Origin of the sequence: Streptococcus anginosus (genome assembly GCF_900636475.1) — a bacterium.
GTDB classification, from domain to species: domain Bacteria; phylum Bacillota; class Bacilli; order Lactobacillales; family Streptococcaceae; genus Streptococcus; species Streptococcus anginosus.
The window spans coordinates 168,414-180,210 of the sequence record NZ_LR134283.1 but is presented as its reverse complement, the minus strand read 5'-3'; the positions used below and the strand labels follow the sequence as shown (position 1 = coordinate 180,210).

Annotated in this window: 13 protein-coding genes; all 13 read right to left on the bottom strand. The window is 38.5% G+C overall.

Annotated features, from left to right (window positions below):
• Positions 1–25: 25 nt before the first annotated feature.
• The 13 genes from EL079_RS00940 to EL079_RS00880 all read right to left on the bottom strand — a co-directional run bounded on the left by EL079_RS00940 (position 26) and on the right by EL079_RS00880 (position 11,750).
• Positions 26–1,570: a peptide chain release factor 3 gene (locus tag EL079_RS00940; protein ID WP_003030432.1), complete on the bottom strand. Its 1,545-nt coding sequence runs from the start codon at positions 1,568–1,570 to the stop codon at positions 26–28.
• Between the two features lie 222 nt (positions 1,571–1,792).
• Positions 1,793–2,008: a hypothetical protein gene (locus EL079_RS00935; RefSeq protein WP_003041359.1), complete on the bottom strand. Its 216-nt coding sequence runs from the start codon at positions 2,006–2,008 to the stop codon at positions 1,793–1,795.
• The gene (locus tag EL079_RS00930; protein ID WP_018543563.1) at positions 2,005–2,433 is read right to left on the bottom strand and encodes a helix-turn-helix transcriptional regulator; all 429 of its coding nucleotides are present in this window, start codon (positions 2,431–2,433) and stop codon (positions 2,005–2,007) included. The genes EL079_RS00935 and EL079_RS00930 overlap by 4 nt, the downstream gene beginning before the upstream one ends.
• A gap of 133 nt (positions 2,434–2,566) precedes the next feature.
• The gene (locus tag EL079_RS00925) at positions 2,567–3,250 is read right to left on the bottom strand and encodes a YwaF family protein (RefSeq protein ID WP_003031415.1); all 684 of its coding nucleotides are present in this window, start codon (positions 3,248–3,250) and stop codon (positions 2,567–2,569) included.
• A gap of 3 nt (positions 3,251–3,253) precedes the next feature.
• A complete protein-coding gene (locus EL079_RS00920; protein ID WP_003031419.1) occupies positions 3,254–3,952 on the bottom strand; it encodes a YwaF family protein in 699 nt (232 codons plus the stop codon).
• A gap of 3 nt (positions 3,953–3,955) precedes the next feature.
• Entirely contained in the window at positions 3,956–4,459 is a 504-nt protein-coding gene (locus EL079_RS00915) for a DUF1697 domain-containing protein (RefSeq protein WP_018543564.1), read from the bottom strand.
• A gap of 38 nt (positions 4,460–4,497) precedes the next feature.
• Positions 4,498–5,868: a UDP-N-acetylmuramoyl-tripeptide--D-alanyl-D-alanine ligase gene (locus EL079_RS00910; protein WP_003031426.1), complete on the bottom strand. Its 1,371-nt coding sequence runs from the start codon at positions 5,866–5,868 to the stop codon at positions 4,498–4,500.
• A gap of 131 nt (positions 5,869–5,999) precedes the next feature.
• On the bottom strand, positions 6,000–7,046 hold the full coding sequence (locus EL079_RS00905; protein ID WP_003031425.1) for a D-alanine--D-alanine ligase: 1,047 nt from the start codon (positions 7,044–7,046) through the stop codon (positions 6,000–6,002).
• A gap of 132 nt (positions 7,047–7,178) precedes the next feature.
• Positions 7,179–7,775, bottom strand: coding sequence for a recombination mediator RecR (gene recR / locus EL079_RS00900; protein WP_003031408.1), 597 nt, complete (start codon positions 7,773–7,775; stop codon positions 7,179–7,181).
• A 10-nt stretch (positions 7,776–7,785) separates the two neighbouring features.
• A complete protein-coding gene (gene pbp2b / locus EL079_RS00895; protein WP_026248181.1) occupies positions 7,786–9,846 on the bottom strand; it encodes a penicillin-binding protein PBP2B in 2,061 nt (686 codons plus the stop codon).
• 155 nt (positions 9,847–10,001) lie between these two features.
• The gene (locus EL079_RS00890; protein ID WP_003023729.1) at positions 10,002–10,694 is read right to left on the bottom strand and encodes a phosphoglycerate mutase; all 693 of its coding nucleotides are present in this window, start codon (positions 10,692–10,694) and stop codon (positions 10,002–10,004) included.
• A gap of 141 nt (positions 10,695–10,835) precedes the next feature.
• Positions 10,836–11,297: a Fur family transcriptional regulator gene (locus EL079_RS00885; RefSeq protein ID WP_003031404.1), complete on the bottom strand. Its 462-nt coding sequence runs from the start codon at positions 11,295–11,297 to the stop codon at positions 10,836–10,838.
• Between the two features lie 177 nt (positions 11,298–11,474).
• Positions 11,475–11,750, bottom strand: a complete 276-nt coding sequence (locus tag EL079_RS00880) for an HU family DNA-binding protein (RefSeq protein ID WP_003023726.1) — start codon at positions 11,748–11,750, stop codon at positions 11,475–11,477.
• Positions 11,751–11,797: the final 47 nt, after the last annotated feature.

Here is an 11,797-nt window from a genome sequence, read left to right as displayed (position 1 = left end):
ATTTTCTGTCGGATTTTTAACGCTCTCACATCTTCTCTTCCAACTTGACATCTGGATATTTATCGGCAAACCAGCGCAAGGCAAAGTCATTTTCAAAGAGAAAGACAGGCTGGTCAAAGCGGTCCTTGGCTAAAATATTGCGGCTGGAGGACATACGCTCGTCCAGATCATCTGGTGAAATCCAGCGGACAGTCTTTTTGCCCATGGGTGTCATGACTACTTCGGCATTGTATTCATTTTCCATGCGGTGCTTGAAGACTTCAAACTGAAGCTGACCGACAGCTCCCAACATGTACTCACCAGTCTGGTAGTTGGTGTAGAGCTGGATAGCTCCTTCTTGGACCAGCTGCTCAATTCCTTTGTGGAAGGATTTTTGCTTCATGACATTTTTAGCTGCAACCTTCATGAAAATTTCTGGGGTAAAGGTTGGCAGGGGTTCAAACTCAAACCTATTTTTACCAACTGTCAAAGTATCACCAACTTGATAAGTCCCTGTATCGTAAACCCCAATGATATCACCGGCCACCGCATTTTCTACATTTTCACGTGATTCTGCCATAAACTGGGTGACATTTGAGAGTTTGACAGCTTTTTTGATACGGGTCAGATTTACACTCATACCGCGCTCAAATTCGCCCGATACGATGCGGACAAAAGCAATGCGATCACGGTGTCTTGGATCCATATTGGCTTGGATTTTAAAGACAAATCCTGAAAAATCCTTATCCAGCGGGCTGATTTCCTGATTATCTGTGGTTTTGTGTCCATGAGGCTCTGGTGCAAACTCCAAGAAAGTGTCAAGAAAAGTCTGCACTCCAAAGTTAGTTAGGGCTGAACCAAAGAAGACAGGGGTTAATTCCCCATTAAAAATAGCTTCCTGTGAAAATTCATTTCCCGCTTCCTGTAGGAGTTCAATATCCTCTAAAACCTGAGCATAAAATGGATTGTTGCCAAATATTTTTTCTCCTTCTTCGATGCTGGCAAAGCGCTCATCACCTTTACAGAGCTCCAGTCGCTGATTGTGCAAATCATAGAGACCTTCAAAGGATTTCCCCATCCCAATCGGCCAATTCATCGGATAGCTGGCAATGCCAAGTACTTCTTCTAGTTCTTCCAGCAAATCAAGGGGTTCACGCCCGTCGCGGTCCAGTTTATTGATAAACGTAAAGACTGGGATATTGCGGTGTTTGACAACTTCAAAGAGCTTTTTAGTCTGAGCCTCAATCCCTTTGGCAGAGTCCACCACCATGACTGCGGCATCCACGGCCATGAGGGTGCGGTAGGTATCTTCTGAAAAATCTTCGTGCCCAGGTGTATCAAGAATATTGACCCGTTTTCCGGCATAGTCAAACTGCATGACAGAAGAGGTCACTGAAATCCCCCGCTGCTTCTCAATATCCATCCAGTCAGATTTGGCAAAGTTCCCGGTCTTCTTACCCTTGACCGTACCCGCTTCACGAATCTCGCCTCCAAAGTAGAGCAACTGCTCTGTAATCGTGGTCTTCCCTGCATCCGGGTGAGAGATAATCGCAAAAGTTCGGCGTTTTTTAATTTCGTCTTGAATCGTCATTTTGTCCTCTTTTTCTTTTTGATTAGTATTTTTTATCTCTATATCACAAACTCTTACTACATTGGTCTGTCCTTAACTCTTTCAACCTACCTATTATAGCGGATTTAAAGGATTTTTTCAATTGCTTAGAACATATAAAGAAGCTGGGGCAAAAGACTCAGCTTCCTTTGTTTGTATAGTCATAATTATAAGACGCAGTTTCTTGATATAAGAGACTACATTTTAGAATCTCACAATCACACTAGCAAAGAGAAAAATTACCAATATAACGATTAAAACCAGTAAATAGATAATCCGTTGTTTCCTCATTTGAAGTTCTTCTTTTTCTTCTGTCGTCATGGAAAAAACAGCCTTGTTTCGGTTTAATAAGTACAAAATCAAGCCTTCTCCCCGTTGACCGCCAGCTGCCAAAACTCCCCAGAAATTAGGATGCTTCATCCCACGCGAACCGCAGCGTCTAATTCAACTAGTTTAAACAATTGATACACAAACAGCCCATTTGTTACGACGAGTAAACCAATCAAGGTCAGCAGATAACTCTTAGAAATTGGAATGATAAAAATAAAGAAAAGAAACAAGAGACAAATATTACATATAAAGGCCAGCAAAATCTTTTTGTTGCTCTTTACAACGTTTGTCGAATCCTCTAAGTGCTGAATCATGCGCTCATATCCTTTCAGCAATTCATCCAAACTAACCTGATACAAATCACTTAACTGCAAAACATACAAAATATCCGGATAAAATTTTTCTGTTTCCCAATTTGAGATGGTTTGTCTAGATACATTTAATTTTTCTGCGACATTTTCTTGTGTCAAACCACTCATCTGACGTGCTTTTTTTAATTTTTTACCAATTTCCATTATCCCTCTCCTATCTTTCTACCTTTATTTTACTATTTTCTTTCATAAAATCTAGCAAAATTTTTTTACATTGAGAAAAAACAATAAAAAATCCTGCCAAATAAATTTGACAGAGGATGTAATGCTTAAAGCTTTAAACTAATTTTGATTGCTTTTTCCATCGCCTTTTAAAATATTCATCAAAAAGGAGCAAAGCGGTGGCCAGAACCAGTGAGACAAGTATGTAATTCACCCAGATCCGGTCTCCTTTTATAAGCGGGGGATGAGTCATCAATCCATAATTTCCACCAGTTACGGCATTGACACCAACTAAAAACAAATCCAAAGCAAATGTGTAGCCCACAATCTCATACTTCTTCAACAGCTGCTTGTCATAGTGGTTGATAAGATAAACCAGCGAATTAACCAGCAGGCAGTAATGCCCCAGAAGAAATGAAAAACTGGTGAGATGCGGAAAATCATAAGGGTCAAAAACTGGGTAACCAATTGCAAAAATCGCCCCGCTGACACCTAAAAGAGCAAAATACTGCTTGCTTCGACATTTATCTGGCAGCAGCAACATGGCAAACATGGCTAAGCGGCAATGATAAAAAGGCAGGTTATTTGCAAATGAAATATGAAAACCAAAATACCAAGAATAAAGTATAACTAATTGAAAAGCTTGTAAATATTTAAAAGTTTTCTGATACATCGGGTTTTGCGCATAGCGAACTGAAATGTAAATGAGGAACAAGAGAATTCCTATTATCGTCACATAGCCCATAGCAGAAATGGGAGGTGGTGCTGTCTTTTGAGTCGTTAAAAAATCATTCGGCATAGCTTAATTTTCCTGTCTTACTGTTTCTTCTTGTTCTTGTCTGATTTGTTTAAAGATTAGAGAAACCACGAAAATTGCTAAAGTCAAGGTCAATGAAACAAAAATATAGTTAGCAATCATTCCATGACTTCCAACTAAAGGTGGTACTTTCAAAAATCCATAATTTCCACCACTCACCAGATTTACAAATAATAATAAAAGATTCATACTAAAGCTAATCTCTCCAATTCGCCGTAAACTCAATAACTCGCTATCATAATGATTCAGCAAATAGGTGAGAGAATTTCCCAAAAGAGCATAGTGACCAATCAAATAGGAGACTAAAGTGATGTGAGGAAAAGCAAATGGGTCAAATAAAGGATAGACCAATGCACAAATAGGTCCAAATACTCCTAAAAGCGCAAAATACTGTTTATAGGTTGAAGAATCAGGCAGTAGCAAAACAGCAAACATCGCCAATCTGCAATGATAAAAAGGAAGTGATTCAGAAATTGGTGACAAGGTCACAATATACCAGCCATAAAGCACTAAAATTTGTAAACCTTGTACAGCTTTCAAAAAGTTCTGATAGCGCCTGTTTTTATGATATTTTACAGCACTATACATGACATAAATGATTCCTAAAAACATCATTCCATACCAAAATGGAGTTAATTGAGGGGCCTCCGTTTTATGACTTGTAAAAAATTCTTGTAGATTCATCTCCTACTCATCCATCCTATTACTTAATTCTTTGATAACACTTAGCTTTCTTGTTGTAGCGACAATACCTAACTTCTTTTCAAGAAAATTATTATTTAACTTCTTTTTTCTGGCATCTCTTGGTAAATACATATAAAGGCAAGCAGTTCCAACTGCAAATATTTCGTCCATAAAGTTCATTACTTGCAGTTCTGCCAATTGCTCCGTTGAAATGTAATTGTTTGTAAAAACGAGATGAATCCGTGACGAATCCAACTCCTCAGAAAAGGGATTTCCTAAAATAGCCCTTTCTAAATCGGACTTTTCTTCTACGATAATGGATAAATTTGCACCAATGCTTTCCAATATCACCTGATGCATGTGTTGTGCTAATTCTTCAGCTGGTAGGCTTGTTTCGCAAATCACATTGCCTGATTGAATATAACTTGAAACATTATCTAAACCAGATTGTTCCAACATTTGAACCAAATCACTCATCTTAGGGATCCGATTTGGTCCTGTTGGCATCACACCACGAAGGAGGGCAAGATACTGTACTTTATTTGTTACCCTTCATTCTCCAATTCCTCCACTAAACTAGCTAAGTTCATAGAGTTACTTCCTTTTATCAGCAATTGGTCCGTTGGTTTGAGTGCTTCTTTAACAGCTTTTACTAAGTCAGAAAATTGATCTTTTTCAGCATTTTTTACAAAATAATGGGCTTTTCCAGGTGGGAAAATTTCCTTAGCATAGGCAAATAGAGCAGCCATGTCCTCTCCATAAAGGAAAATTTCTGAGAGAATTTCTGGATTTAGGCTGGTTATCATGGCACCGTGCATTTGTTTAGAATCAGCCCCCAATTCTTTCATATCAGCTAAAACTGCCAGTTTCCGACCTTTTTCATTAAACGGAATCGTTGAAAATGTCTCTAAAATCAATCGCATAGCGGTTGGATTGGCATTGTAAACATCTGAAAGGATATCCGCACCATTTTTAGCTTTCTTCCACTCGGTGCGATTTCGTGTTAATTCAAGCGTTGCAAATGCTTTTTGGATCTTATCTTGTGTTACTCCTTCTTTCAATGCCACATAAGCTGCAATCATGGCATTTGTTGCATTGTATTTCCCAGTTACTGGAAGGTCAATGGCGTTATCTAAGAAATTGGTTTCAAAAGTCAAACTATCTTTTCGTTCTTCTAATTTCGTTAGGAAAATATCTTCGTCTGGACCAAAACGGACTACATTTTGCTGGCTCGGTAGAAAATCATTGATAATCTTGTCCGCTGGAACAACCAAAAGAGTCCCGTCTTTCATGCCGTCGGCAATTTGCATTTTTCCTTTTGCAATTTCATGACGACTTTTAAAGAATTCTAAATGCGCTTCGCCAATCAGCGTCACAATACCTACTTTTGGCTGCGCAATTGTGGACAGAAGGTGAATATCCCCCATGTGATCTTGTCCCATTTCCAAAACCAATTTTTCGGTGTCATCTGGCATGTGTAAAACCGTATAAGGAAGACCAATTTCATTATTGTAGTTTCCTTGCGTTTTATAAGTCTTGTAAGTTGTTGACAAGAGGTGAGCCAGCATATCTTTGGTCGTCGTCTTACCGTTAGAACCCGTAACTGCAAAGACATCTACCTTCATTTTTTCCAGATAATACTGTGCCAAACGCTGCAACGCTGCCAATACATCATCAACTAAAATATAAGGATAGTCGCCCAATTTTTTTTCTGACAAGGTTGCCACAGCACCATTTTCAAATGCCGTCACAATAAAATCGTGCCCGTCACGTGCTCCTTTAAGAGGAACAAACAAGTCTCCCTCTCCAATCAATCGACTGTCAAATTCTGCCTTTCCAAATGTACAATCTGGAAATTGATGAACATCATTTTGTGCTTTCAATACAGAAGCTACTTCATAGAACGTTAATTGCATTTTTTCACCTATATGTCTTAAATTTCTCTAACTCTCTCATTATACCACAGAATAACCTACTTTTACACACACTCGCCAAAGACATACTAAAACAATAGAAAAAAGAACCTTTCGGCTCTTTCAATCTTGTCTTACAACAAATGCTCTTCATGTTTTGCAAATGTTTCTTGCGCTAAGAGAACTAATTTCTCAATCAAATCTGTATAAGAAATGCCCATATTTTCCCAAAGCAACGGATACATCGACCATTGAGTGAAACCTGGCATCGTGTTTAACTCATTAAGGAAAATCTCGCCCTTATCAGTATAAAAGAAATCGCAGCGAGCTAAACCAACACCGCCAATAGCATGGAATGCTTTTTCAGCATATTGCCGCATAGTGGCAATGACATCTTCAGAGAGTTTTGCAGGAATATCTATGGTGATTTTGTTGTCAATGTACTTGGCTTCGTAGTCATAGAAAGCAACATCTTTCACTACCTCACCTGGCAAACTGCTTTTGGCTCCTTCATTTCCAAGTAAACCAACTTCAATTTCACGCGCATTGACACCTTGCTCAATCAAGACACGGCTATCATATTTGAAAGCCAATTCAAGAGCAGAGCGCAATTCATCTTGATTTTCAGACTTAGAAATGCCGACACTAGATCCCATATTTGACGGTTTTGTAAAAACTGGATAAGTCAGATTGGCTTCTACTGCTGCAATCTTTTCGTCTATATTTTCCCCTTCAATCACTGCTACATAGGGAACTTGCGGAATGCCAGCAGAAGCTAACACTCGTTTTGTCGTGATTTTGTCCATAGCAACACTAGAAGAAAGGATATTGCAACCCACATAAGGCATTTTCAACACTTCAAGAAATCCTTGGATAGACCCGTCCTCTCCCATTGGACCATGAAGAACGGGGAACACAACCGCCCCTTCTTCGTAAATATCACTTGGTTTAATCTTTTGACTTTCAACAACACTATCGTTTGTCATTAATTTTTCATTGTCAGCAGGTTTGCTTGAAAATTCTTGCGTCTTGATAAAGTCACCCGCTTGTGTGATAAAATAAGTCTTCACAAAGAATTTATCATAGTCAATCGCACGCATGACACTCTCCGCTGATAAGACAGAGACCTTTCGTTCGGCACTGCGACCACCGTAAAGGAGAATAATTTGTTGTTTTGCCATTTTTATACCTAACCTTCTTATCTTAAAAGAAATCTACAAATTTAATCGCTTTTTAGTATATCATATTTTAGATTGTTTTTGAATAGAAAAAGAGCTTCCATTTTCTTTTAAAGGAAAGCTCTATTTTCTTTTTTACAATTCTGTGCGATTCTCAATAGCCCGAAGCAGCGTCACTTCGTCTGCATATTCAATATCAGAACCAACTGCTAATCCACGAGCCAGGCGCGTTACCTTGATACCAGCTGGTTTTAACACCCGTGAGATATACATGGAAGTTGCTTCCCCGTCCGCTGTCGCATTGGTTGCCACAATTACCTCTGTTACCTCACTATTCATCAACCGTGTAATGAGACTTTTCAGATTGATGTCGTCTGGTCCAATACCATTCATAGGAGAAATCAATCCCTGCAAAACATGGTACAAGCCATGGTATTCTTGAATATTTTCCATAGCAGAAACATCTCGGCTATCTTCTACAACCAAAATAGTAGATTGATCCCGTGTCTCATCAGTGCAGATAGTACAAGGATCATCATCCGTTAGATTACCACAAATAGAACAATAGGTCAGCTCACGTTTCGCTGCAAGCAAATTTTTAGCAAATTCATTGACATCATCATCACTCATACCAATGGTATAAAACGCCAAACGCGTTGCTGTTTTTATGCCAATTCCTGGTAATTTTGAAAAGCTATCAATCAATTTTGCAATCGGTGTTGGATAAAGCATAGTATCCTTTCTAATTCATTGGATGCTGTTGATGATACAAGTTAATAATATCACGAGTTATACTATGGCTAACGGTTGACGATAAGTTTGTATTGTGCGGGAACACAACTGCCACTGCAATCTGCGGGTTGTTACTTGGCGCATAAGCCACTACATTCGTATTAATGGCTTCCTTTCCACCCGCAAAGGTTTCTGCTGTCCCTGTTTTGGCGCTAATCGGCACTGCTTCACCTTGTGACAAAGTACGCCCTGTGGTAAAGCCACTTGTTCCATGAACTACCTGATAAAAACCTTGTCGAATCAAATCCATATTCTCTTTTGAAATATCAACTTTATTCAGCTCTTTGGTTGACTTGGATTCAATCAGCTTTCCAAGCCCGCCCGTCTCATTATTGTCATAAATTCCTTCTACTAAGTGTGGTGCAATACGAGTACCGCCATTAGCTACCGTTGCAGCATATTGCGCCAACTGCATTGGAGTATAGTTATCAAACTGACCAAAAGCATTGGTTAAGTAGTTCGCAAACGTATATTTCTTAGGTGTGTAGCCTTCTGATTCACTTGGCAAATCAATTCCTGTAGATGCTCCCAAGCCATATTGAGCAAAGGCTTTACGCAATTTGTCCATAGAGGAATCCAAATTCGTCAAATCAATCGCCATATTGGGCGTATAAGGCGTTCCCATCATATTTAAAGCTAGTTGAACCATATAAGTATTGGATGAATATTCTAGTGCCTCTAAAGCCGTAATTTGACGAGCCCCATATTGCGTGAACCAAGAAGTGATGGCAGAGGAGCCTCCAAAAGAAATTGGTTGATCCGTCATGACTTGATTTCCTGTGATGGCTCCAGATTCCCAGCCAGCTGTTAAAGTAGCTCCTTTCACCACAGAACCCGGTACAAAGTTGTTCATAATTGTTCCAAGAGAGTCTGTTGTTAGTTCTCCTGTATTGGTATCGTGCTTCAGACCAGCCATGGCTAAAATAGCACCCGTTTTAGGATTCATCGCAACAGCATAGACCCCTTCAGAATATGTCGCATTTCCACTCGCTAATTCCGCACTAAAATACTTTCTCAAAATGTCTTCTACACCGTTCTGAAAAGCTAAATCTGTTGTTAATTTTAGATTATTTCCCTTACTACCATTGAAAATATTTTTCACGCTTTCCATATTTCCATTTTTATCAAGATTGATTTCTTTGACTGCGCGTTTTCCTTGAAGTGTAGACTCATATTGTTTTTCCAAATAACTCGTCCCAACACGATCATTAAGAGAATAGCCTTTTTTCAAATAAGCATTCACTTCTTCTGCGGGTAGCCCTGCCTTTTCACTTGAAACGCTTCCGATGATAGAAGCCAAAGAAGTATCCAACACTTTCCTGTCCCAGCTGGTGGTAATACTGATACCAGACAGTTCTTTCGATCTAGAGGCGATTGTCGCAATCTGATCAGCTGATAAATCATCCGTACGAATATTTCCCGTCTCAAAATTAGAAATAGCATTCATCTGACTAAACAAATAAATAGCTTTTTTATCTTCATCTGAGTAGTTTAACTTTGCTACATCAACACTCTTAACGGCATTATTATAAATCTTAGACTCTGCCAAACGATTTCCATCTGTACCATATTTTTTATTTTTAGGAAGCTGATTAACGACCTTCTTATAAACCTCGCTGTCTGCCAAATAATAATCTACTTGTTGACGCTCAGTAACGTCTGCGTTGGAAATAGAAACCAATGGAAGCAATTTTTGAGCAATTTCTTTAATCTTTGCAGCCGTCATTTTGTTGCTACGTGTGAAAGAAACGACTTGCTTGGTTGTATTCTCAACCAACGGTTTCCCACTCGCATCATAAATCTGCCCCCGAACCGAGCTGGTCGTCACCTTAGTCTTACTAGCTGTCGCTAATTTTTTTGTATAAAAATTCCTATGGACAACCTGCATATAGCCCAAACGCACAATTAAACTCATAAACAGTAAAATCACAATTCCAAATAATAAATTCAAGCGTCGTGGGATTGAATGGCTATTAAATGTTCTTTTTTTCTTAGACATGGTATCTCTCATTCTAGTCAAAATGCTATCTTTTATTGTACCATAAATCCACCTAAATGAAGTCGTGGAAAATGGAAAACATTGATAAAAAACACAGCTAAAAAATGAAAGCTTTGCATGATATTAAAAAGCCCTGCTTACGCAGAGCTTACAATATTTTATTGGGCTTATTTTCCAAGATAGTATTCTTTCACTAGATTCAATTTTTCATCAAATTCAAATACAAGTGGTGGGAAGTTAGGAATTTCCACGTTCATGATTTCGTCATCTGACAATTTTTTGATGTGTTTTACAAGGGCACGGATAGAATTACCATGTGCACCTACGAATACATTTTTACCGTCTTTCAAAGCTGGAGCGATTTTATCTTCCCAGAATGGAAGAGCGCGTTCCAAGGTTACTTTCAAGTTTTCTGCATCTGGAATAACAGAGTCATCAAGGTTTGCATAGCGACGATCAGTATGTGCTGAATATTGATCATCTTTTGCCATAGCTGGTGGCAATACATCATAAGAACGACGCCAAATATGAACTTGTTCGTCACCCCATTTTTCAGCTGCTTCAGCTTTGTTTTGACCTGTCAAACCACCATAGTGACGTTCATTCAAACGCCATGACTTTTCAACTGGCACCCAAAGTTGACCTGCCGCTTCAAGGGCAAGATTTGTTGTTTTGATAGCGCGTGTCAAAACAGATGTGTAAGCTTGGTCAAACTCAATACCAGCTTCTTTAATCAATTTACCAGCATCAATAGCTTGTTGCGTCCCTTTTTCAGACAAATCAACATCAGCCCAACCTGTAAAGAGGTTTGCTTTGTTCCATTCAGACTCACCGTGGCGAGCAAAAACTAATTTTACCATTAGAAATTCTCCTTTGATTTTTGAAAACTGTCTCACAGTCACTACTATATTTTACAAAATTTTTTCAAAAAAATCCAGTATCAATAGGAGAATATTTGATTTTTGATAATTTACTTTATTCAAGCAATGTACATCAATTCCTTAACTATTTTTCGAGCACTCAGGGCAAATTCCGTACATCAAAACTTGTGTCTTTGTAATTTTATAACCTGTTTGTTCTTCAGCTTCGCGCTTCAAATCAGGAATATCCACATCTTCAAAGTCTGCAATTCGGCCACATTTCTCACAGACAACATTCAGATGTTCATGCCCCATAAAATCAAAATAGGTTGTCTTATCATGGCTAATCTTAATTTCTTCTACAAAACCCTCTTCCACCAAAACTTTGAGATTGTTATAAACTGTTGCTAAACTCATATTAGGAAAGTCAGGAAGTAAATCATGATAAATTGCTTCCGCACTTGGGTGTTCATGCGTCCGAATCATATAGGCAATGATTGCCTTTCTAGTCTCTGTAATACGCACTCCCTTTGTTTTCAATCGTTGAATAACGTTTTCATAATCACCTTGAACTGTGGTTTCTAAATAAGGATGTGAGTTCATTTCCTACCTGCTCATGATTTTTTCCTTTATTATATCATGAAAATAGAAAAATGCATATTTAGAATGATTGTAAATAAACTCAAATGATAACATTGTTCTCCTTGTCTGCACTTTTACAAGAAAAAAGCCTATTGTATAACGCCGAAACGTTGGTACAATAAGCTTTTTAAAGTTTCATTATTTAACAGCGTCTTTAAGAGCTTTACCTGCTTTAAATGCTGGTACTTTAGAAGCTGCAATTGTGATTTCTGCACCAGTTTGTGGGTTGCGACCTTTACGAGCTGCACGTTCACGAACTTCAAAGTTACCAAAACCAATCAATTGAACTTTTTCACCAGCTGCAAGGTATTCAGTTACTGCTGCAAATACCGCATCAACTGCTGCTGCTGAATCTTTCTTAGTCAATTCTGTAGCTTCTGCTACTTTTGCAATCAAATCTTGTTTGTTAGCCATTTAACAAATCCTCCAAAATATTTTATGAATTAGTAGTCACTAACTCT